Source organism: Cytobacillus sp. Hz8, from assembly GCF_042263505.1.
Classification (GTDB): domain Bacteria; phylum Bacillota; class Bacilli; order Bacillales; family Cytobacillaceae; genus Bacillus_BE.
This window is the reverse complement of the sequence record NZ_JBHKFI010000021.1, coordinates 1-23827: the sequence shown is the minus strand read 5'-3', so window position 1 is coordinate 23827 and position 23827 is coordinate 1. Positions and strand designations below refer to the sequence as shown.

The following is a 23827-nucleotide window of genomic DNA, read 5'->3' as shown; positions in this document are numbered from 1 at the left end:
TTTTTGTTTCAGGAATTAACTACTAAAGTAGTTAGACAAATATGCTGACTGTGAATTGAACTGTTGAATTGCTTGCTCCATGGCGGTAAATTGGCTATAATAACGATCTTCCATTTGTGTGAGTTTATCCTCGAAAGCGTCTATTTGATCACCCACGCTATCAAGCTGCTTCCCTAGTGTGAATGTATCATTGACTGAATTTGCGTTCCCAGCCTTCAATTTTAGCGTATCCATTGTATTTGATACTGTATCATATAAGCGTTGAACAATACCCTTTTGATCACTAGTTACTCCGTCGCCTCTAAAAAGATTTTCAACAGAATCAGGATCGGTTTCAATCGCTTTTTTTAGAGCAGCTTCATCAATCTCCAACTTTCCACCTTCAAGATAGTTGGCAGTTGTGGTAATTCCTATTTTTGACAATTGATTAAAAACAGACGATACTTTATCATTCATTACCGATTGAGAGAAGTTTGAACGCATTCCATATAATACAGATGATAGGGTTGAATCATTTTTCAACAGCCCACTTTTTGCCTTGTCTTCCCATTGTTCTTGTTGTGTATCTGAAAGCTGTTCACGCTGGTCATCCGTTAATGGAGCGTAATCACGGTCCCGATCTTCATCGATTTTTGATTGTATTTTTCCTATTAAGTCATTGTATTTTGTGACGAAATCCTTGATGTTGTTGAAAATAGTATCCGTATTATTGCTGATTGAAATGCTTTCAGCATGATCCGAGAATGTTTGCTTAATAGTAAAAGTAACTCCGTTCATTTCAAAGGTATTGGAGGTTCTTTCTGTTTCAAGACCGTTTATAGATAGTTTTGCATTTTGACCCTTTACCGTAATATCTGAATTATCAAATCCTAACAATTTATTTATAAAGTCGCCAGATGTTGCCATTTCATTAGCATCATTGCCATTTCCATCTGGATTAGACGTATTAAAATTCCCTGTTTCCGACCGAGTCAATGAAAATTTTCCTGTAAATGAATCATAGAACATGGTTGCTCCAACACTGGAATTGTTTATTTTACTTATTACACTATTTAAAGACTCAGAACCAGAGATTAGAAAATTAGCATGCCTTTCTCCATTTGATGTGGAAGTATCCATGGAGAAGTCCGTATATTGGTGATCATAGGTAACGGATAAGGTTGATATCGTATCAGCATCTTCAGCTGGTAAAGGAAAATCTTTATTAAAGGTGATTATCCCTGTATCCATGGCAACCGTACCAACTTCTTTACCATTAGCATCTTTCAATACTGTCCCTTCAACAGTAAACTTTTTTGTATCAACTGCCTTACCGTCCTTGTCGATAACATTGAGGGTAACATCTGTAATACTATTAATTGCTCCTTGAGATAATTGCATGGCCATAGTATCTTTTGTTAATGTACTACTTTCAGTTCGATTTTCTGCAACATAATCTATTTTTACAGCACTATCCTTAGCAATAGAATTAGCGAATTGCAACGTTCCCTTACCATCATCAGTTACTTGTAAAATGACTTCATCATCTTCAAGAGGTCTTGCACCAACTTCTTCTTGAGAGACTACCTTATATCCAATTCCATTTACCTGTACACTAAAAGAATGAAGTTGATCTATATCAACATTTTTCATATTTTCAATTGTAATACTTTTTCCATCAGCAGACATATTATCACTCGAAGTATTAACGCTACTACTTAAAATAGCACCCACTTTCCATACACTTGGGTCCGTATCCTTTAAGCTACTATTTTGTCCATAAATGCCTTTAGCAGCGTCGAAAGTAGAACCTAATTTGTAAATTGGATTATCAGTTACTCTTGTTTCAGCACTAGCAAGCTGTGTTACATTTGAAATTGTATAAGAAGATATACTTGCTGCACTGCTAGCAGTAGCCGTAAGTCTAGCATCATTTGTTGAGGTCGTTTGACGTGAGCGATAATTCGTTGTTAACTTCATTTGCGTTAACTGAGACCTAAAATCAAGAAGTAAGGTGTTCATAGAACGATAATCGTCACGCTGCCATTCTAATATTTGTTTCTTTTGCTTTAATTTATCGAGGCCCATGCTTTGTGCCTTCATTAATTGTGAAACCATGGAATCGATATCCATTCCACTAGCTAAACCACTAATTCGCATCGTACTCAAATTTTTCCACCTACTTTATATTTTTTTATCCACCATCAATCCAAGAAATTCTTTCATGGCCGCATACATATCTAGTACTTTTTTGGAAGGAATCTCGCGAATGACTTCATGTGTATTTTCATCTATTAATTTTACATAATATTCATCTAGTTTTTCATGATATTCGAATTTCAATGAGGTCCTTGATGGTTCAATAAAATCGTTTAATCCTTTAACGACTTCTTGAACTTTTTTCTGTTGGAATTGCGTTTGTTCTTGCGAATCTTCTTTCACATCGTTTGTTGATATATTTAGTGCCGTTTTTGTTTGTAATGCTTCTGGTTTATATTGAGCTTCTGTAATTCTAGGCTGAGGGGATACAGTGCTTGTACTTAATTGATTGATCATATCCATTCCTCCTCGGATAACACTCCTAATTGTTATATCGACAAATAAAATCAAATTTTGAGCATTATCATTCAATATTCATTTCTCTATATAATAAAGGCTGACAAAAATACGATCATAATAGATCCAAAGCATTGGAAAAGGATTTACAATATCAAGAGGATATCAGGTTGGAATATTAGCCAATTATATCTATATGTATGTTTTTGAATGAAAAAGAATGGTCTTGAGGATATAAAAAAAAGGCTTTAGGACTAAGCCTAAAGCCTTTTGTGAATGTTCTATTAACGTAATAATTGAAGTACGCCCTGCGGTTGTTGATTAGCTTGTGCCAACATTGCTTGCGCAGCTTGTGCAAGAATAGAACTCTTCGTTTGATTCATCATTTCTTTCGCCATGTCTACGTCACGGATACGAGATTCCGCAGCAGTTAGGTTCTCAGAAGATGTACCTAAGTTGTTGATTGTATGGTCTAAACGGTTTTGGTATGCACCTAATTTAGAACGTTCTGCTGAAACTGAGTTAATAGCATCATCTAAAACTTTAATTGATGCTGTAGCGTTATCATGATTAGAAACGTCTAATGCATATTCAGCACCAGTACTATCCGTTCCATTTGTTACATCTTGATTTGCATTCCAAGCTACATTATATGTTTTTCCATCAACTGTTACAGTTTTTGCAGTAGCCTGATTAGGACTACTAATCTGTAATGCTGCAGAACGCATATCGCCAATTTCAATTTCAAAGCTTTGTCCAGTATTTGCTCCAATTTGAAGGGAAGCATTGAAATCACTTTTAACTTCCGCTTCAAATGGTGTAGCATCAGTTGTTGGAGTTGCTTGTACCAATGTAATAACATTAGTTGAAGATGAAGAAGAAGTATCAACTGTGTTATCAGCTGATTTAATTGCAGCTAACAAATTGGTAGCTGTTTCAGTTGTATCTGCTCCAACAACAAATTGCCCAGCAGATGCTGTTGTACCTGCAGCTACTGCAGTATAACTCTTACCATTTATTTCTATTTTTTCCCCAGCTGCTAAATTTGTATCAATGCTAATAGTAGATGATCCTTTTGTACCACTGCTTGTTGTTTGGTCAGCACCGCCAGCTAAATTAGTTACAGCATTAGCAGTTACCGCAGTAGTCCCTCCACCAGTTACAGCATTTAATAATCCCATTGTGTCTGTATCACCATTTAAAGCTGCCTTAATTTCATCTGCTGTACTTGTAATGGCGCCTGCTCCATCAGTTGCTAAATTAACTGTAATTTTATTACCAGATACAACAATACCCAATGCTGCACTATTAGCTCCAGGATCTGCAAATTCTATTTGAATATTGTCGCCTGCTACACCAGCAGTTTTTGCTTCAAATGTTAATCCTTGTAAATCTAAAGTAGAAGCCACTGCAGGTGTAACTCCTGCACCTACACCAGCTTGTGTTGCACTTACAGTAATTGCACCAGTTGGAGTTTGACCTTTAAGCAACTTTTGAGTATTAAATTCAGTCGTATTACCAATACGATTGATTTCAGAAGTCAATTGATTCATTTCTTTCTGAATTTCGCCACGATCTTCTGTAGTATTTGTATCGTTAGAAGCTTGTGTTGCTAATTCACGCATACGTTGAAGGATAGATTGAGTTTCACTTAATGCACCTTCTGCAGTTTGAATCATTGAAATACCATCTTGAGCATTTGATGAAGCTTGATCCAAACCACGAACTTGTGCGCGCATTTTTTCAGAGATTGCAAGTCCTGCAGCATCATCAGCTGCGCTATTAATGCGAAGCCCTGAAGATAATTTTTCCATTGATTTTGATTGTGCATTGTTTGCATTGTTTAATTGACGGTACGTGTTAAGAGCCGCAATATTGTGATTAATAATCATGTAAACTTCCTCCTTGAAATCTTCCCCACATCCATGTGGTATATTTTTAGAGCCAACAACGTCGGCCGACCATTGTCATGCTCTATTTTTTATATCGACAGGATCTCCGATAGTTTTATAGTTTTCTACATAAATTTTTATTTCCTAATAATAGCAAAGGACCGGAACCTGTCGTTCAGGTCCTTTAATCAAATCATGAATCTGAGCACACCCAATATCAATTACTTCTTAAACAACTTCTTCAACGCATCCCCATTCAACTTCACCGCCATACTATTTTCCTCCTGAATTGACAAATAAATCTCCTTTCGAAAAATATCAACAGATCCCGGTGCTTGAATTCCGATTTTGACTTGGTCACCATCGACTTCCACAACGGTGATTTCGATGTCTTTTCCAATCATGATGGATTCGTTCTTTTTTCTCGATAAAATCAGCATGGTTTATCCCTCCATCCCGTTAGGAAGGTTGGCTTGAAAGATTTTTGTTCGCAGTTTTAATTGTTTGTCCTGGAGAATAATTTGTTTTCCTAATTTTTTCGTTTGATTGATCACGATAGGTGCTTGAAAATTTGCAGTGGTGTCAGTTAATGGCTCATGAACAGTTAATATTGCAAAAACGGCTACATCCTTTGGTTCTGCTATCTCTAGCTTTTCTTTGACGTCATCGTCCAAATCAAAATGGTAATTAGGATCGTGTAAAAATGGATCTGCTAAGACGAATGCAATATTTTCGTCCTTTACCGATTGCAACACAAAAAAAGGAGTGCCCTCCATCGGTAAAATACAAAATTGCTGTTCATTTAAAAATCCAGGTATTCCACCTTCAAAATGGACGATTTCTTCATTTTTTATACGAATTGCCCCAAAATATTTCGTCCGAATGTCCATTACCTCTTATCACCTTCTATATAGAATCGTCGAAAAGATTAGTAAAGTCGATTTTTAATGAATTCCATTGCTCGACACTTACATCCACTTTTCCTTGCTCATAATTATGAATTGGCCTTTGAATTTTTGCATCAATGATTGGCTTTTGTGGTTCAACCTTAATATTAACCTTTGCTGGTTCATAATTTATTTTTACACTAAAATAGCTCGGTATCCAGCCAATAGTAAATTCTCTTGTTTTTTCGCTGTTTCTTTTTGCTTGATCCGCAATCGGATTTCCTTTATTTTCAATCGCCATTAATTCTGCGCCCTCTTCAGCTCTTCTTGCCACACCCTTCAAGAAATCCTCATAGCCATATTGTGCCGCCTCCTCTACCCGCTTGGAGATAGGCTTTAAATCCATATCCTCCCACGCCTTTGTTTGATCAATATTAAGTCTCCCAGGTATTGTCTCTATTTCGAGCTTCGCCTGTGGCTGCTGAATGGATTGAATGGCGTGCGGCTGCTCAATAGACTGCTTCGGTTGCTGAATATGTAGCCCGATTTTCATCGGAGTGGATTGTAAGCGAATTTGTGCAAGCTTCATCAGAATCACCTCTCTTAAAGAAAAAGGCTATCTTAGAAAAGATAGCCTATCTTAAAAAGTCCAATAACGTTGGCTGAATGACCTTAGAACCAACACCAAGTGCTGCTCTGAATACACTTTCAGCTGATGAGAATTGCGTCATGACCTCAGCAAAATCAATGTCTTCATTTTTTGACATTTGATCAGTTGTAAATACTTCCTGTTGAGAAATGCGGTCTTCCATCAATTCTAACCGATTTGTTCTCGCCCCAACATTTGCTTGTTGCGCAAGGAATCGATCAATATGGGGATCGATTTTTCCTAAAAAAGATTGAATACCCGCAGAGTTATTATTTTTTAAGTCAGCAATAAAGGTGTCTAGATCTTGAAATAGGTTATTTCCTTTATCATCTGAAAATAGACTTTTTCCACTCGTATTTACTGGCAACTTAATTCCTGAAAAAATTTCAATTGATACCGTTCCATCATCGTATTGCGGTGGGTATACTGCTTCGCCTGATGTTGGATCAGTTGATGGACGAACATTTGTCTTTGTCCCATTAAAAATATATTTCCCACCCACTTGAGTATCACCAATATTAATGAGTTGTTCCTTCAATTGTTCAATCTCTTGAGCAGCATCTGTTCTTTCATCTACCGTCATCGATCCATTACTTGCTTCGACAGTTAGATCCCTAATACGCTGCAAAACATCGATACCCTGACTAATTGCATCATCTGTGCTATCCAACCAGCTCTGCACTTCACCGATATTCTGTCCATACTGATCAATTTGATTCAATTCACTTCGATATCCCATTGCCCTCATCGCAGCGACTGGGTCATCTGATGGTTTGCTAAATTTTTTATTCGAAGAAACTTGCTCCTGAAGTTTGGCCATTGTTTCGTAATTGCTGCTCAAATTTCGCAGCATTTGATTCGAAAGCATTGATTGAGTTACGCGCATGTATTAATCACCTTCCTATCTACCAACGGTTCCCATCCCATTGATAATTTTATCGAGCATTTCATCAATTACTGTAATCGTCCTTGCGCTGGCATTATACGCTTGTTGGAATTTGATCATATTTGTTAATTCTTCATCAATTGACACCGCACTGACCGATTGCCGATTTTCATCAACAGAAGCCGCCAAAATTTGTGAGTTGCTTGCATCCTTTGCAGCACTTTGAGAGTTGACACCCAGTTTTCCGATAAGCCCGGAATAGAAGGAATCTAGGTTTCCGGATAATTTATCTTTTACAGTTGGATCACTGTAGTCTGAAAAATTCTTTGTTCTTAAATCCGCAAGTAATTGGGCATTCTTATTGTTACCTGAATTTCCATTATCGACACCGGCAGCAAACTTCGATGGATCATTTTTAATCACATCTGATACTTTGACAGCCTGAGCATAGTTACCAGTAGTTGTGTTGAGAACACTTGGATCAAACACAAAGAAATCTTCATTTGATTTTTCTGTCGCATTTAATGCATAGCCTTCTCTATGAATGGCATTAAACTCATCCACAAAAGCCTTCGTCATCTTATTCAGATTATCAATCATCTCAGGATAATCGCCTTTCGTTACGCCATCCTCCTGATACCCATAAGCCTGAATTAACCCGCCAAGTTCCCCGCCAATGCTAAAGCCGCTTAGCGCTTTACCACCAATTTTAATTTGCTGAATCGGTCCGTTAATCGTATTTGGGTCGGTGTCGATATCCACTAATTCCAATTTATTAGTCCCAATGATTCCAGAGCCTCTTGAAACACTCACTAAATTTTGTGGTGGATTATAGGACGTGCCATCCTGTTGGACGATTTCAATATTATAGAGACCTTCAGCGATATCCTTCGCATTCCCGTAATTGACAGGGACGACATTTGTGACCTTAATATTGACGAGTTTTGAAAGATTATCAACTAATAAGTCCCGTTGATCATAAAGGTCATTTGGCAAATAGCCATGTGGCTCGACCTCTGCGATTTGTTTATTTAAGCTATCAATCTGCGAAACTAGTGCATTGATATTTTGCACATCCACATTGATTTCGGTTCCGATATCGTTTTGAACTCGCGTAATTGAATTGTAGTAATAATTCAAAGTATCAGCGACCATTTGTCCGGTTGAAGCGACAACATCGCGGGCACCTGAGTTTTCCGTATTGCTTGCTACGGTTTGCAGGGCACTCCAAAATTTATCGAGTACGGTTTGCAAACCACTGTCAGATGGCTCATTCATAATCCCTTCCATTTTTGAAAGGGATTCACTTAATGAGCCGTAATATCCGACCTTATTGTTTTCGACTCGGTACTGAAGATCGAGGAAGCCTTCGCGAATCCGCTGAACAGAGCCGCCTTCCACCCCTGTTCCCATTTGCCCGGGGATTTGCACCCGATCCATTCCGATTGATGGATAAGGAGTCGTCTGAATGAAATTCACCCGTTGTCTGGAATACCCAGGTGTATTCGCATTCGAAATATTTTGTCCGGTTGTATATAAACCGCTCTGTTGAGTAAACATCCCGCGTCGTGCAATTTCTAATCCCATAAAGGTTGAACGCATGCTGGTTCCTCCTGTTAAACTCTTGAATTAAACATTCCTTGAGTGTTTTTTTCTTTCTTTTGGCTTCCGGCAGGCGGACCATAGTTTATCGCATCCGGCTGCGGATTTAATAAATTTAATGAAACATTAACAAATTGTAAGGATTGATGAATCAATTGCTGATTTAAAAAGTTTTGCTCTTTTAATTCAAATACAAGCTCAGATAAATTATTGGCTAGTTCAGCTAAGCGGAATTGCTCTATTTCACCGATTAGGACGTAGCAATCTGTAACGGTTGGATTTTCTTTTTCAGGAACAAGACTTGCAGCCGCTTGCTGCCGTTCTTTTTCAAACATTTGAATCGCAGCGACATGCTTTTGCTCATCCTTTAAAATTTGGTTGAGGGCGTCCATGTCACCTTTTTTGATCACGTCAGTCTTTTTTACGGCAATCTCGTAAAGACTTTTGTGAAGCTTATATAATTTTTCCATAGAAGAAAGTAATTTTTCGGCGGACATTTTCATCCCTCTCCTTTTTATTTGTTAGTGAAAAAGTCAATCATGCTTCCCGCGATATCTGCCGGTTTCACTTCATAAGAGCCACTTTGTACCTGATTCTTCAGTTCTTCTACGCGCGCTTGGCGTTGAGCAGAGATTTGCGACACATGCTGCATTTCTTTTGCTGCAGAAGAAATTTCAATTTTATCCGTTGCCTGATGAGCTGCTTTATTTGTGGCATCGAACTTGTTCATCTGGCGTTGATAAGGATTAATTCCTGACGCTCCTAAGTTGTTAATCTTCATGATTCATCCCTCACTTTCTTTCCGTGCAATCCTCTATACTTCTATTATCGGATAAAAGCGAGGAAAACTTTAATAAAAATTTATCGATGAACTTATTTTTCGTTCTATTGGACTAAAAACGAAAGAAAAAGGGTCGACCAACTTATTTAGATCCACCCTTTTGTTCCCTATTCTTTATTCGAATAATATGTTGTCCGATTTAATTGCTTTTTTCGTTCAGCATCCGCATTATAGATTTCCAAGTCATTCTTCAGCTCACCAGCGCAGCTTTCACAGAGCTTTCCCCTTTGAATAATCTTACCACAGCGATCACAAGGATAGCCCAGATTCGGGAAATGTGTCACTTGAAGGCGTCCGCTTTTGATAAATTTGAGGATGAGCTCCTCCTCAACGCTTGTTGCTTTTTCAATTTGCGGAATCGTTGCTGCTCTGTTTTCCCGTTTTCGCATAAATCGGTAGACGGCTTCAAATGCCGCTTCTTCTTCCTTCCAGCAATCCTGGCACAAATCACGAAGCTTCGTTTTCATAAATAATTTGCCGCATTTCGGACAGTTCTCAAGTTCCCCCATTATCTGAATCTCCTTCATTCGACATTATTTTTTATTATATCGTGAAAAAGAAGCCATGGAAATGAAAAAAGTGTTAAAAATTTTTAGGAAACAAGACTACCCACGCGCCAAAGTCAAAGACATCACACTCTCAGCTCCCGCCTCCTTCAATGCCTTCGCCGCATGATACAGTGTCGACCCCGTCGTATAAATATCATCAATTAACAAAATGTTTTTCCCTGCAATCCCACCTGAGCTTTCCTTTACTCGAAATACCTGAGCAAACTCAATCCGCTCTAAACGAGATTTTTTTGATTGCTTTTCTGAATGGGTTCTTTCAAGGAATTCGCAGGAAGAATAACCCGCTTCGCGCACAAGTGCCTTGGCTTGATTAAACCCTCTTTCTAAGAGTCGCTCTTCACTTAACGGAATTGGTACAAGCAAGTCATATGGCAGCAACTTTATTTTTTCCCGAAAAAGAGGGGAGAACGCTTTTGCTATCACATAATCTCCACGGAATTTAAACCGGGCAATCGTTTCCTTTAAAAAATCATTATAGGAAAAAAGCGAAATGTTTTGTTTCAGGCAGCCGTTCCATTGCTCATCCTGCTCCCAGCGCACACAATCGAGACAGAGGTCAGCTTTACGATATTGCCCTTCCAAATACGCAAATGGGCGATGGCAAAGCCGACATGTTTCTCCAGTAATCAAGTCAAGCTGGTCCTCGCAATCCTGGCAGAGATAGCGCTTCTTTTCCTTTGAAAAAAGCTGCCTCCAACCAATTTTCGGCTCCATCTTCTTATGGCACAAAAGACATTGGTCCCTTTCAAAAATGGTCATTAATCGATCAGCCCCCCTTCCTTTGCTTCCAGATTCATTTTTTCAATTTGTCGCTTGGCTTTCACCATCGCTTTTGTTTTTCCATAATGAAAAAAGGTAATGTCTCCCTTCGGAAACTCAGCACTGCGGCCAACACGGCCGGTAATTTGCACCAAAGCACTCTCGGTAAAAATGCGATCTTCCGCCCCTAAAACGGCCACATCAAGATTTGGAAAGGTAACTCCTCTTTCCAAAATCGTTGTCGTTAACAGAAGCGGTATTTCTTTATCGCGCATGTCTTGAACTTTTTTCTTACGATCCGGGTCCTCTGCATGGACGGATTCTATTTTTGGATGAAGATTTTGGAGAATAGGAAGAATGTGCTCCATCTTGGCAATTTTCGGAGCAAATAGAAGCATTGGCTTTTGCTGGTTTAAACGCTCGTTAATCCATTTCAGCACATTTGCCGGAAGTTTTTTCTTTTTGAGGAGCTTCTCCCAGTTGCCACACCAGGAAAATTGCGGAACGGGAAGAGGGTATCGGTGGTAGCGTGCCGGAATCGTCACATAGTTTCGCTTCTGTTGCCGGCATTCTTGCTGCCATTTTTCGTTGGGAGTTGCAGTTAGGAAGATGCAGGAGGAGGTCGGTTTACGTGCCTGTTGCACAGCATATTGTAAGGTTTCATCCATCGTAAAAGGAAAGGCATCGACCTCATCAATAATGATTGTGTCAAAGGCTTGAAAAAAGCGCAGGAGCTGATGCGTGGTCGAAATGGTGAGGGGAGCGTACAAATGGCGATCCTCACTGCCACCATAAAGGGAAGCTACCGGAATATGGGGGAATACTTTTTTCAATCGCGGAGTGAGTTCGAGTACCACATCCGTTCTCGGAGTGGCGATACAAACTCGTTTCCCATTTGCTAATGCTTCGTGGATTCCCGCAAATAGCACCTCTGTTTTGCCAGCGCCACATACGGCCCAAACAAGGATTTCCTTGTTTTGCTGGATTGCTTCTACCACCCGATTGGATGCCAGGCCCTGTCCGTGTGAAAGGGTACCTGTCCATTCAAGGCTGGGGTTATAAATGAGATCGGCGGGCTCAGGTCCATTCCAACTTATAAGTGAGGTGCAGGTGCTCACCCTTCCCATCATGATGCATTTTCGGCAATAGACACATTCCTTTTGACAGCGGGAGCATGGGTAGGTGGCAAAAAGTTGAGGATCTTGATTATTGCAGCGAAGACAGCGAAAATGATTTTTTTCTTGAAGGATTCCTGTTCGAAATTGAAGATAGCCGTGAGCTTCATGATGGAGAATTTCAGTTTCTGAGTAAGGGAGATCTACTTTTAAAAGCTGCTTGCCTATAAGCATTTTTTGCAGGTCTTGGTTGTAGTCACAAATATGATTTTCTGTTTTCAAACTCTCAACTCCTTTTTTGATAGAAAAAACGCCACCCATTCCTTATCGATTTGAGTAGCGTCTTGTAGTTAGCTCATTCTTTTTTCATCCAGCCGAGCCCCATGGCTCCCTCACCAAGATGAGTACCAATGACAGCTCCAAAATAGCCGATGGAAAATTCCACATGTGGTAAAAGACGCTCGAGCTCTGCTTTCCACTCTTTTGCATCCTCTTCGCGATTGGCATGGATGATGACGGCTTGATAGAGTTCGCCGCTTTTTGTAGCTTCTGTTAATAAATCAACAATGCGATTCATCGCTTTTTTCTTCGTTCGAATCTTTTCAAATGGAACGATGACCTTATGTTCAAAGTGAAGCAGAGGTTTTACTTTAAGGAGGCTTCCGATAATAGCTTGTGCACTTGTGAGGCGGCCGCCGCGTTGTAAATGGGATAAATCGTCGACCATGAAATAGGCATGGACAGATTTTTTTAGTCTATCTAGTTTCTCGATGATTTTTTCTGGAGGCATTTTTTCCTTTGCCATTTTTGCAGCTTCAATCACATAGAATCCTTGCACCATACAGCTGATTTCCGTATCGTAGGCATAAACGTCCAAGTTTTCAACCATTTGCCCAGCCGTGATGGCGCCTTGATACGTACCGCTGATTCCGCTCGATAAGTGGATGCACACCACCGCGTCATAGTCTTTGGCGAGCGCCTCAAACAGCTCCGCAAACTTTCCAACAGGAGGCTGTGAGGTTGTCGGCAGCTCCTGATGCCGGACTTTTTCAAAGAATTCTGCTGCGCTGATATCCACTTCCTCCTGATAAGTTTCCGTACCAAAGGCGACGATTAGTGGAATCATATGTATATCATATTGATCTCGTATTTCTTTCGGTATGTAGGCCGTACTATCCGTAACAACTGCCGTTTTCATTATCATTTACCTTCCTTATTCTATTACTTTCGCTGATTTTGCAAAAATGAATGTATTCTTTAATCGGTCTTTTATGCTCTTCACCGTAAGGCTTCTTATTCGGAGTTGATGGTTTTGGGGATTATCCATGGTGTGTGAATAGACTTTTGTTTCGGAATTGTCTGCTTTGGATTTGTTTGCTTTGGAATTCGGGTTTGCTGTCCGAAATTGAACCTTATTTCAGACTCGGTTGCATCAAAATACACGGTCCTGTCCGAATCGGAGGCTGTTTCGGACTCATTTGCTCCAATTTCCGCTTTTCCTGTCCAATTAGAGCCCTCTTTTGGACTCATTTACTCCATTTTCCACTTTTCCTGTCCAAATAGACCCCTCTTTTGGACTCTTTTGCTTCATTTTCCGCTTTTTCTGTCCAATTAGACTCCTCTTTTGGACTCTTTTGCTTCATTTTCCGCTTTTCCTGTCCAATTAGAGCCCTGTTTTGGACTCATTTACTCCATTTTCCACTTTTCCTGTCCAAATAGACCCTGCTTTTGGACTCTTTTGCTTCATTTTCCGCTTTTCCTGTCCAATTAGAGCCCTCTTTTGGACTCTTTTGCTTCATTTTCCACTTTTCCTGTCCAAATAGACCCCTCTTTTGGACTCTTTTGCTTCATTTTCCGCTTTTCCTGTCCAATTAGACCCCGCTTTCGGACTCATTTGCTTCAAAATCCACGATTTCTGTCCGAATAACTCTCTGTTAATTTTATTCCAAAAACACCCAATCCAAAGAAAAGAACCTTCTCCTAAAATGATAGTTATCATCCATTTTATATGAAATCCGCCGAAATTGCATTAAGGATATCTCTTAAAGGAAAAATAAGTAAATGCTTTGATGTACACCGGCAGTCAATCACCTACAAAATTAAACGGCATTTGAAACATCGATGCCCCTCTTATCAATTTCGCCCCTCAAGATTTCTAAAAATGACCTTTCTAATTGAAATTCTGTTGCCTTGAAATACGCGTGCAAAAGTTCCTCATCCGTCAAAATACATAAACCTGACATTTTTATCACCCCGACCTATTCAGTGACTCACCCAATAGTAATTTACATTATATTACTTTTATACTATTTTTTGGTCGCACATAAAAGAGCAATCAGGCTATTGTCATTATTTATTCAAATTAAATCAGGGTGATTTTGAGGAATGGAGCTATGAGCCTAATAGGAAAATAGAAGGATATTCGTGAATATTGGGCATCTGTTAAAAAACCTGCTTTTTAAAGCTGGTACATATTTATATCTGGTCTTTCACGGGGATTCCTTTTACAATCAAAAAAAACACGCCTACTCCCTTCAGCGTGTTTCATCATTCAGATCATTTATCGTACTTCCACCCAGCCATTTTTAATCGCCACAACAACCGCTTGTGTCCGGTCATTGACATTCATTTTTTGCAGGATATTGCTGACATGGTTTTTAACGGTTTTTTCACTGATAAATAAGGCTTCCCCAATCCCACGATTGCTTTTTCCGTCTGCTAAAAGCTGAAGAACCTCACATTCGCGACGGGTTAATAAGTGAAGAGGACGACGAATTTCGACCTTTTGCTTATAGCCAATGCCACCACTTGATTCATTTTCAGCGAGACGGCGATATTCCTTCACCAAATTATGAGTGACTCTTGGATGAAGATAAGATCCACCCTCTGCGACAACCTTCACTGCTTCAATTAAAGCATCCGCATCCATTTCCTTGAGTAAATAGCCGCTTGCCCCTGATTTTAGGGCATGTGTGACATAATTTTCATCATCATGAATCGAAAGGATGATGACCTTTGTTTCAGGATATTCTTCTATTAAAAGGCGGGTTGCTTCCACACCATTTGTATTCGGCATATTGATATCCATTAAGACGACATCTGGTCTAAACTTTTCAACGAGTTCCACTGCCTCATTGCCATCATCGCCTTCAGCTACAATCTCAAAGGAATTTTCAAATTCCAATATACGTTTGACACCTTCTCTAAATAATTGGTGGTCATCGATAATTGCTATTTTTGTTATCATATCTTTCTCCTCCGTATTCCTTCCATCACTTATTAGCTGTTAACGGAACTTGAATGAGCACAACCGTTCCTGCGCCTATTTTTGAATCAATAGACAATTCGCCTCCCAGTATTTCTACTCTCTCTCTCATACCGATTAGCCCAAATGAATTCGAATTCTTTTGTTTTTTATTAAAACCTTTGCCATCATCCCTAATGATAGAGGTGATTCCGTTCTTCGTAATTTCAATTTTCACTTTGATCTCGCTTGCATTTGCGTGCTTAAGTGCGTTCTGAACAGATTCTTGTATTAATCGGAAAAGGGCAACCTCATATTTTGCAGGCAAGCGCCTTTCTTTTCCCACATTTTGAAAGGATATTTTTGTTTTCTCATGATATTCTTCGATTGTTTGTAGGTATTTTTTGAGGGTTGGAATTAATCCTAAATCATCAAGTGCCATTGGACGCAAATCATATATAATTCTCCGCACCTCATATAAGGCATTTCGCACCATCTTTTTAACATTTTTGATTTCCTTGATAGCCTCATCTGTCCCTCGTTCTTTAAAGATCCTTTCAATTAAATCGGAACGCATCATCACGTTTGCCATCATTTGGGCTGGTCCATCATGAATTTCACGGGATAGCTTTCTTCGCTCTTCCTCTTGTGCTTCAATAATTTTCAAGCCAAAATCTTGAATTTGCTTTGCATCTTCTAATGCTTGGGACATTTCCTTCAAATCACTCGTTAAATAATTCATGACAACGGAAATTTGTGAGACCAGATGCTCTGCCCTGACAATTGTTTCATTGAGTCCAGACAACTGTCGTTCAATTTCATCGCGACGCTCACGCAATTCCTTCTCGCGCAAGCGGAGAACCATTAATTCCATTTGCAGCTTATGCGCATACTCATATGCATTCCGAACCTCTTCCTCTGAGAAATCCTTAAAATGCATACTCACCTCAGAGAGACGTTTTCGCGCAAATCGTGTTTTAACTTCCAGCTCGTCACCTTCATCAATGACCTGACTTACCCTCATTCGAACTTCCTTTAGCTCATCAGCGAATGATTCATAGTTTTGTCGGCATTCTTCTCCAATGCGAAAAATTTCATCTTTGCTGGTTCCTACCGTATCAATCATATTTTCTAAAATATGATCGAGTGCCTTTGTATCAATCTTTTTCCTTTTCATACCCATTCCCCTAGAGATGTTTACTCATTAATTAATATTCTAACTTGAATGTAAAGCATATTTATAAAATTTCCACCACAAAACGGAAAATTCGGTAAAAAGACATAGCCTAAATCAGAATAACTAAGCCAAAACTCCTATTTTTCATCTAGTTACCCCTTACTATATCAAACTTCTCGTTAAAATATTCAAAAAAATGCCCTAGGAGAGAAAAAGAGAAAAAATATTCCAAAAAAGCGATTAGAATGAAAAGAAAGTGAATCAATACACTCTATCATAGAGGAAAATTTAGATTACAAATATTAAAATTTCCTTTCATTTTTGCGAAAATTTGATGTGAGGACTTCGTCGAATTATAATGAAATATGTCTAATTAAATTTATAGGCTGTTTATTAAAGGAAGTTATCGATTTAGATAATCAATAAACTAGCAGTCTGAATACTTGAATGGTAGGACTATAAAAGCCGCCAACGGGAAGTAAAGTAGATTCAGGACGCAAAATTGAAAGGAGCCTTTGCATGCTGCCCCGTTACCATACTGTAAAAGGTCTGGGTGATCATGAAATTGTCATCCAAAAATCTCGATTTATCGCTCATATCAATCGGGCAGTGACTGAAGAAGAAGCACAGCAATTTATTCTCTCCATCAAAAAGAAGCATTGGGATGCCACCCATAACTGCTCCGCCTATTTAATTGGAGAGAACGACCAAATTCAAAAGGCCAATGACGATGGGGAACCAAGTGGAACAGCCGGAGTTCCGATTCTAGAGGTATTGAAAAAAAAGAAGCTGAAAGACACAGTCGTTGTCGTGACAAGGTACTTTGGAGGGATTAAGCTAGGCGCAGGCGGTTTAATTCGCGCATACGGCAAATCGGCATCTGAAGGCATTGAAGCAACCGGTATCGTAGAGTGCAAATTAATGAAGATTATGCATACGAAAATTGATTATCCTTGGCTTGGTAAGCTTGAAAATGAACTCAGGTCCTCTGAATATACGATTAAAGAAATCCACTACCTGGATAAGGTAGAAATCGAGGCCTTTGTCGACGAAAATAAAGTCTCCCGGTTTTGCGACTGGATGATTGAATTAACCAATGGACAATGTGAGCTGCTTGAAGGAGAACTCCTGTATTTAGAAGAAGATTTGTAAAATTCTCTAAAAAATCTATTATCCTTAAAAAATATATTTTACTTAATTCATTAATCGTAATAAAATATTCTTAGTATTTTTGTCCCTTTTTGACAAAACCCGACATTAGGTCAAAATATTCATTTGATTTCATAATAAAGGAGATACCCTATGCCAGATAGACGTTCCTTACAAAAACAAAAAAAGAAGAAAAAGAAAAAGCGGTTGATCGCCTGGATTCTCACTCCAATTCTCGTACTAGCCCTCGGCGCAACTACTTATGGAGCCTATTTATACAATCAAGCTAAAGAAGTAGTGAATGATTCTTACAAACCTGTTGATCGCACTTCTGCAAAAAGAATGGAAGATGTTACACCAAAGGTTGATAATGTTTCCATCCTTTTTATCGGTGTGGATGCAAGCATGACCCGCGGACAAAATGGCGCACGCTCTGATGCCCTTCTGCTTGCCACTTTCAATCAAAAAGCTAAATCTGTCAAACTATTAAGTATTCCAAGAGATTCATATGTTTATATTCCAAGTGAAGGAAAGCAAGATAAAATCACACACGCCCATGCGAATGGCGGAGTGGCCTCAACAATCGAGACCGTTGAAGGATTCCTTGATGTTCCTGTGGATTATTATGTAAAAGTGAATTTCGAAGCCTTTGTAGATATCGTAGATGCCCTTGGCGGAATTAAAGCTGATGTTCCTTATACCTTAACAGAGCAAAATTCTAATGACCAGCAAGGGGCTATTACCCTACAAAAAGGCATGCAGCAGTTAAACGGCGAACAAGCCTTGGCCTTAGCTAGAACAAGACATTATGACAATGATATCGAACGTGGAAAACGCCAACAGGAAATCTTAGAAGCCATTATGAACAAAGCCCTTTCCGCAAAATCATTTACCAAATACTCTGATTTAATGAAAGCAGTCGGCAAAAACATGGAAACCGACTTAACATTCGACCAAATGAAATCTTTCTTTAATTATGCTGCGGCTGGTCCAAACCTTGATATCCAGTCTCTCACTTTAAAAGGAAGCGACTTATATTTAAGCAATGGCGTCAACAATATCTACTATTACCAATTGGATGAAGCAAATCTAAGCGAAATCAAAGCAACCTTAAAAACACAGCTTGGTTTAGCCGATTCCAGTGATAGCAGTCAAACAGACGTCGGCACAACCGGTAGTGACGGAACAACCGTTGGCAGCAATAACACCGATTCCGCAGCAGGCGTGACGGATTCTGGTTCAAATTGAGATGAATAATGAAAGGCTAACCTTGAGGGGCTGGCCTTTTTTGTTGGGGTTTTTTGATTCTCTTAGAACTGTTGTTGTACTGAATTGATTGCATTGCACTTTTTTTAGAGCTAAATGGGTAGTTATTACGGATTCTTTCATATATCCTATCTTAGTTAAACTAGTCATCCGCAATATGTGTTTACATGCTTCCAAATCCTATTTTCAGTAAGGGTATCACACCTCTTCTTTTATGAAGCCGCCGATTTTGTTTATACGAAGCAGCACAATCCTTTTATAGGTTAACCAAAAAATCTGCTCATTGTGTCTTATACAAACTGTTTGTGAAACTCTAATCCAAGTCCAACAAAAAAAATCCCTCTCGCACACATCGCACAAGAGAGATTTCTTCTGTAAACTTATCTATTTTTCGCAGGAGAAATTTTGATTCCCCGAATCATTTTTAATAATGGTCGATAGTCTTTCCCAACTAAGCCGATCGCCTCGACAAAGATTTCGATGAGCAAGAGGATAACGACTATTAATAATATAGAGCCCCAAATTTTCGCTTGGGAGAAAATTAATGCACTCAAACCAAAGAACGCAGCAATCGCATAAATAATTAATACCGTTTGTCTGTGGGTAAATCCTGCTTTTAATAAGCAATGGTGCAAATGGGATTTATCCGGTGCCGATAACGGCTGTTTATTAAGAAAACGACGGAGAATGGCAAAAAACGTATCTGAAATTGGCACACCCAAAATGAGCACCGGTACAATAAAGGAAATCAAAGTGACGTTCTTAAATCCAAGTAACGACATCACGGAAATCATATACCCTAAGAACAAGGCTCCCGTATCTCCCATAAAAATCTTTGCCGGGTAGAAATTGTAGAAAAGAAAGCCCAATGTGCTCACAAGAACGATGGAGGAAATCGCAATCACATACGTATTTCCCATCAAAATCGCCATTCCAGAGATCGTAATTAAGGCAATCGATGAAACACCTGCTGCCAGTCCATCCAACCCATCAATTAAATTGATCGCATTGGTTACGCCCACAATCCAGAGTAGAGTCACTGGAATCGTAAAGAAACCGAAATCAACTCGTCCGCCAAAAGGAAGATTAATGAAAGAAACCTCAGCACCGCCCCATAAAATAACAATGAGAGCCGCAACAATTTGGAACATCAACTTCACTCTTGCTGAAAGCTCAAAGACATCATCCAGGATGCCTGCCACAATAATGACAAAACTTCCTACTAATAATGGAATGTGTACGGATTTGGATGTATCGATTAACAGCATTCCCAGCATAAAGCTGATATATATCGCAAGGCCACCTAGTCGGGGCATAATCTTATGATGAACTTTTCTTTGGTTAGGTCGATCCATTGCTCCAATTTTAAACGCCAGTTTTTTCACAAATGGAGTAATAACGATAGAGCATAGGAAACATAATATTAAGGTCACGTAGAACAATGCCTGACCCTCCCTTATCAATAGAATGCCCTTTTAATCCTATTTCATAAACAGGCATTTCATTTTAATACGGCTAAATAAGTCGTCCATATCGAAAATATTATATCACATATTTTTCGAGTTGAACGGATAATTTTTTACGATAACCGCGCGATTCGACGATTCTCACATATCCCGTTATCCTTTACAACCCTAACAGATTAGACGAGATTTTGAGTAAATAGGTTACATTTTTTTATCCAAATCGATGTTTAAATACTTTGATGACAAATCTTGGCAGTGCAAGCATTCTCCGCCAACGTGAAGGCTGCTTCAGGAGACGGTACAGCCATTCGATTTTTAACCGTTGCCAAAAGAGTGGTGCTCTTTTTACCTCTCCTGCCAATACGTCAATCGAACCGCCAACACCAATAAAGATCCCTTGAGAAAAGTTTGCAATGTTTTCAGCAATCCATTTTTCCTGTTTTGGCATCCCTAAGGCAACTAACACCAAATCAGGTTTTGTATGCAAAATTTCCGTTTGAATCGCATCATCCTTCCAGTCAAAAAAGCCATTGTGATGCCCAACGACCTCAATGTTTGGATATGTTTTTTTTATATTCGCGACCGCCTTCTGATTAACCTCTTCCCTTCCTCCAAGAAGATAGAGTTTCCAGCCGCACTGATTTCCTTTTGTCAGTAATTCTACCGTTAAATCATAGCCGGTAATACGTTCCTCTAAAGGCGTATGTAAAATTTTGCCCGCTAATAAAATTCCATTTCCATCCGGCACCACATAATTGGCCAGCTGGACATACTTTTCGTACTCCGCATCCTCTTGAGTATACATAACAATTTCCGGGTTAGCGGTTACGATAAATGTTTTTTCCTTTTTCTCAATTTTTTGCGAAAGTAACGATGCCATTTGCTGAAAGCTTGTTGAAACAAAAGGTATCCCTAGAATATCCACTGTTTTCATGATTATGTCCTCAACTTCTCAAAAATTCCGCTATAATATTTTCCATCATCTCTATTTAACCGAATTCTTGCGAAAAAAGAAAGTGAAAAAAAACCCTGTCAGCTCGACAAGGTAAAAAGAAAGCAATTATTAGTAGCTTTACCTATTTTTTTAAAATTAACCGTTTCGCTTGCCCTTCGTTACATAGCAGTAGCTGCATCAAGGGTAGCGCGACGCTTGTTGGCTTCTTCACGATATCTTTTCTTTTCTTTATCGGTCATTCCCTTATAATCCTTAAGGAATTTTTCATAAGCCGGAATCACTTCATTAATATCGCCATACATTTTTAATTGGCCAAATTCCAACCAAATCGCTTTATCACAGAATTTTTTCATTTGTCCAATGGAATGGCTGACAAAAAACATCGTCTTGCCACGATCCTTAAATTCATTCATCTTATCCAAGCATTTATCAGCAAATGCCTTATCTCCAACGGACAAAGCCTCGTCAATGATTAAAATATCCGGATCCGTGTGGACGGAGATTGAAAATCCCAATCTCGACTTCATCCCGCTGGAATACGATTTAACCGGCTGATCAATGAATTTCCCTAGCTCGGAAAAATCAATAATATCCGGCTCGAGCTCACGGATTTGCTGTTTATTAAAGCCAAGCATCAAACATTTTAATTCAATATTTTCCCGGCCTGTTAGTTGATTATTCAATCCAGCCGAAACAGAAATGAGGGAAGGCTGCCCTTTTGTTTCAACACTCCCGCTCGTTTCCGGCACAATCCCTGCTATAATATTCGAAAGTGTCGATTTCCCGGAACCATTAATTCCTAAAAAGCCAATGACATCCCCTTCATCAACTTCAAAGCTAACATTTTTTAAAGCATAGAAGTCCTCGCCATAGCTTTTAGGCAAAAAGATATCAAGCAGCTTTTCTCTCGCTTTCGAATACAATTTATATTTTTTCGTTAAATTTTTAACGATGACAGACTTTTCCACTTAATCACTTCCATTATAGATAATCGATAAAGTGTCTTCTAAACTTCACATGAAGCACAGAACCGATAAATAATAAGACAAATATAGCACACCAAAAATAAAGGGTGTAAATCCAATCACTAATAAACCAACTTGTCCCAAGGAGAGAGGCCCGATAGCCTTGTACTAAATAGTACAAAGGATTTGCCTTCATCACCAATTGCAGCCAATGCGGAAGGCGATCAGATGCCCAAAGAATGGGAGTTAAATATAATAAGACCCTCATAATCGATGTCACGACATTTTGAAAATCACGCACAATGGTCGTTAACGTCGAAGTAATCAACGCCAGAGCAAATAAAAAGATGACCGTCGCAACTAAGAAATAGGGCAATTGGACGTAATAAATACTAATTGGATATCCCCACAGCTGAATTAAAATGGACACCACTACAAGCAGCATCATATGCGGGTATAGCTTTGAAAAAATCACATAACTTGGGATAACGCTCATCGGAAAATTCATTTTAGACAACATCTTCAAACGCGAATAAATCGACTTAGACCCCTGAGTAATCGCTGGATTAACAAAAAACCAAAGAACAATCCCTGCTAACATCCAAGGAAAATAATGAATATGATCCACGTCTTTTCGATTACTTACATATCCAAACACAAACCAATAAATCGCAATCTGGATTCCCGGATTTAATATTTCCCAAAGCATTCCGAGATAATTATTATTATTGCTCGTTTTCAGTTCATATAAGGATAGTCTCCTAATTAAGTAGAAGTTTTGAATTTGTTCCTTAATTACCGTAAAAATAAAGCTCATTATAAAAAGGATCCTTCCAAGTTAAAATAATACAGCAAACAAATATGCGTATTTTGCCATAATGATATTATACGGAATAGTCCATGCTGATACAACTACCCAAACGATGTAACTTTCATAAACAATAAGAAGAAAATGAGCATCTCCCTCTTGGCAGCGATGTGCTTTTATCTCCATTATTGCCGAGGATTGCGGTTTGGAATCAGGATTCAGTTGGAATTTGTTATTCTCTTTGGTTGGGGTTGGGCGCTGAGTTTGCGTGTGGGGCGTTTCGATAGGAGATTTTGTGTTTGATATGAGGGGTAGGTCATTTGAATTTTGTTTAAAAAGTGAGGTTGTTCGCGAAAATTGAATTTTATTCGCGATAATGTCCACTTTGTTCGCGACTTTCTTATTTTATTCGCGATTTCGTCTATTTTATTCGCGACTCTTATTTTATTCGCGATTTCATCTACTTTATTCGCGACTCTTATTTTTATTTGCTTCTACTTCTTTTTTGTTCGCGATATTTTCTTTTTATTCGCGATAATTTTGCTTTATTCGCGATAATTTTGCTTTATTCGCGAAAAACGCCATTTGCTCGCGATTTTTCTTTTTTATTCGCGGCTTTTTTCTGCCTCTCAACCTCCGCTTCTCTCTTATTCGCGATAATCAATTTTTATTCGCGATAATGTCCACTTTGTTCGCGACTTTCCTATTTTATTCGCGATTTCGTCTACTTTATTCGCGACTTTCTTATTTTGTTCGCGATTTCATCTACTTTATTCGCGACTCTTATTTTTATTTGCTTCTACTTCTTTTTTGTTCGCGATATTTTCTTTTTATTCGCGATAATTTTGCTTTATTCGCGAAAAACGACATTTGCTCGCGATTTTTCTTTTTTATTCGCGGCTTTTTTCTGCATCTCAACCTCCGCTTCTCTCTTATTGATGACGTAAAATAGTTTGTGTAAGAAAAATCATAGACAAAAAAAAGAAGACAAAGTACTCTCGGTTTGTCCAGAACCTTAATGAGAGGAGACTTTGTCTTATGTCTAACACTAATATACCTCAA

24 protein-coding genes are annotated in these 23827 nt (G+C 38.9%); 2 read left to right on the top strand and 22 right to left on the bottom strand.

Annotated elements, in window-relative coordinates:
* Positions 1–15: 15 nt before the first annotated feature.
* The 18 genes from fliD to ACE38V_RS19415 form a co-directional block, all read right to left on the bottom strand.
* Positions 16–2139 carry a flagellar filament capping protein FliD gene (fliD, locus tag ACE38V_RS19500; RefSeq protein ID WP_375843997.1) on the bottom strand — a complete coding sequence of 708 codons (2124 nt, stop codon included), beginning with the start codon at positions 2137–2139 and terminating at the stop codon, positions 16–18.
* Positions 2140–2163: 24 nt separating this feature from the next.
* The gene (gene flaG, locus ACE38V_RS19495; protein WP_375843915.1) at positions 2164–2535 is read right to left on the bottom strand and encodes a flagellar protein FlaG; all 372 of its coding nucleotides are present in this window, start codon (positions 2533–2535) and stop codon (positions 2164–2166) included.
* A gap of 284 nt (positions 2536–2819) precedes the next feature.
* Positions 2820–4427 carry a flagellin N-terminal helical domain-containing protein gene (locus tag ACE38V_RS19490; protein ID WP_375843913.1) on the bottom strand — a complete coding sequence of 536 codons (1608 nt, stop codon included), beginning with the start codon at positions 4425–4427 and terminating at the stop codon, positions 2820–2822.
* Positions 4428–4648: 221 nt separating this feature from the next.
* Positions 4649–4867 carry a carbon storage regulator CsrA gene (gene csrA / locus ACE38V_RS19485; RefSeq protein ID WP_375843911.1) on the bottom strand — a complete coding sequence of 73 codons (219 nt, stop codon included), beginning with the start codon at positions 4865–4867 and terminating at the stop codon, positions 4649–4651.
* Between the two features lie 3 nt (positions 4868–4870).
* Positions 4871–5317, bottom strand: coding sequence for a flagellar assembly protein FliW (gene fliW, locus ACE38V_RS19480; protein WP_375843909.1), 447 nt, complete (start codon positions 5315–5317; stop codon positions 4871–4873).
* 16 nt (positions 5318–5333) lie between these two features.
* Positions 5334–5903 (bottom strand): DUF6470 family protein, encoded by a 570-nt coding sequence (locus ACE38V_RS19475; RefSeq protein WP_375843907.1) that lies wholly within the window; start codon positions 5901–5903, stop codon positions 5334–5336.
* Positions 5904–5949: 46 nt separating this feature from the next.
* Complete coding sequence (gene flgL, locus ACE38V_RS19470) at positions 5950–6849, bottom strand: flagellar hook-associated protein FlgL (RefSeq protein ID WP_375843904.1); 900 nt, start codon at positions 6847–6849, stop codon at positions 5950–5952.
* A 15-nt stretch (positions 6850–6864) separates the two neighbouring features.
* Entirely contained in the window at positions 6865–8451 is a 1587-nt protein-coding gene (gene flgK, locus ACE38V_RS19465; RefSeq protein WP_375843901.1) for a flagellar hook-associated protein FlgK, read from the bottom strand.
* Positions 8452–8465: 14 nt separating this feature from the next.
* On the bottom strand, positions 8466–8948 hold the full coding sequence (locus ACE38V_RS19460) for a flagellar protein FlgN (protein WP_375843899.1): 483 nt from the start codon (positions 8946–8948) through the stop codon (positions 8466–8468).
* A gap of 17 nt (positions 8949–8965) precedes the next feature.
* Complete coding sequence (gene flgM / locus ACE38V_RS19455) at positions 8966–9232, bottom strand: flagellar biosynthesis anti-sigma factor FlgM (RefSeq protein WP_375843897.1); 267 nt, start codon at positions 9230–9232, stop codon at positions 8966–8968.
* Positions 9233–9399: 167 nt separating this feature from the next.
* Entirely contained in the window at positions 9400–9801 is a 402-nt protein-coding gene (locus ACE38V_RS19450; RefSeq protein ID WP_375843895.1) for a TIGR03826 family flagellar region protein, read from the bottom strand.
* Positions 9802–9897: 96 nt separating this feature from the next.
* Positions 9898–10620, bottom strand: a complete 723-nt coding sequence (locus ACE38V_RS19445; RefSeq protein ID WP_375843893.1) for a ComFC family protein — start codon at positions 10618–10620, stop codon at positions 9898–9900.
* Positions 10620–12056 (bottom strand): ATP-dependent helicase ComFA, encoded by a 1437-nt coding sequence (locus tag ACE38V_RS19440; protein WP_375843891.1) that lies wholly within the window; start codon positions 12054–12056, stop codon positions 10620–10622. The genes ACE38V_RS19445 and ACE38V_RS19440 overlap by 1 nt, the downstream gene beginning before the upstream one ends.
* A 34-nt stretch (positions 12057–12090) precedes the next feature.
* Positions 12091–12933 carry a DegV family protein gene (locus ACE38V_RS19435; protein WP_375843889.1) on the bottom strand — a complete coding sequence of 281 codons (843 nt, stop codon included), beginning with the start codon at positions 12931–12933 and terminating at the stop codon, positions 12091–12093.
* 95 nt (positions 12934–13028) lie between these two features.
* On the bottom strand, positions 13029–13265 hold the full coding sequence (locus ACE38V_RS19430; protein ID WP_375843886.1) for a hypothetical protein: 237 nt from the start codon (positions 13263–13265) through the stop codon (positions 13029–13031).
* A gap of 569 nt (positions 13266–13834) precedes the next feature.
* Positions 13835–13978 (bottom strand): sporulation histidine kinase inhibitor Sda, encoded by a 144-nt coding sequence (gene sda, locus ACE38V_RS19425; protein ID WP_375843884.1) that lies wholly within the window; start codon positions 13976–13978, stop codon positions 13835–13837.
* 317 nt (positions 13979–14295) lie between these two features.
* Entirely contained in the window at positions 14296–14982 is a 687-nt protein-coding gene (locus tag ACE38V_RS19420; protein ID WP_483863921.1) for a response regulator, read from the bottom strand.
* 25 nt (positions 14983–15007) lie between these two features.
* Positions 15008–16156 (bottom strand): sensor histidine kinase, encoded by a 1149-nt coding sequence (locus ACE38V_RS19415; RefSeq protein ID WP_375843882.1) that lies wholly within the window; start codon positions 16154–16156, stop codon positions 15008–15010.
* A 519-nt stretch (positions 16157–16675) separates the two neighbouring features.
* On the opposite strand from ACE38V_RS19415, the gene ACE38V_RS19410 reads away from it, so the two are divergent.
* A complete protein-coding gene (locus tag ACE38V_RS19410) occupies positions 16676–17308 on the top strand; it encodes a YigZ family protein (RefSeq protein ID WP_375843881.1) in 633 nt (210 codons plus the stop codon).
* Positions 17309–17458: 150 nt separating this feature from the next.
* Entirely contained in the window at positions 17459–18553 is a 1095-nt protein-coding gene (locus ACE38V_RS19405) for an LCP family protein (protein WP_375843879.1), read from the top strand.
* Positions 18554–18951: 398 nt separating this feature from the next.
* Here the strand turns inward: ACE38V_RS19405 and ACE38V_RS19400 are convergent, their stop codons facing one another.
* From ACE38V_RS19400 to ACE38V_RS19385, 4 genes are all read right to left on the bottom strand, one after another.
* Positions 18952–20013 carry a glycosyltransferase family 4 protein gene (locus ACE38V_RS19400; RefSeq protein WP_375843877.1) on the bottom strand — a complete coding sequence of 354 codons (1062 nt, stop codon included), beginning with the start codon at positions 20011–20013 and terminating at the stop codon, positions 18952–18954.
* A gap of 235 nt (positions 20014–20248) precedes the next feature.
* On the bottom strand, positions 20249–20971 hold the full coding sequence (locus ACE38V_RS19395; protein WP_375843874.1) for a WecB/TagA/CpsF family glycosyltransferase: 723 nt from the start codon (positions 20969–20971) through the stop codon (positions 20249–20251).
* 179 nt (positions 20972–21150) lie between these two features.
* A complete protein-coding gene (tagH, locus tag ACE38V_RS19390) occupies positions 21151–21960 on the bottom strand; it encodes a teichoic acids export ABC transporter ATP-binding subunit TagH (protein ID WP_375843872.1) in 810 nt (269 codons plus the stop codon).
* A gap of 13 nt (positions 21961–21973) precedes the next feature.
* Positions 21974–22774, bottom strand: a complete 801-nt coding sequence (locus ACE38V_RS19385; RefSeq protein ID WP_375843870.1) for an ABC transporter permease — start codon at positions 22772–22774, stop codon at positions 21974–21976.
* Positions 22775–23827: the final 1053 nt, after the last annotated feature.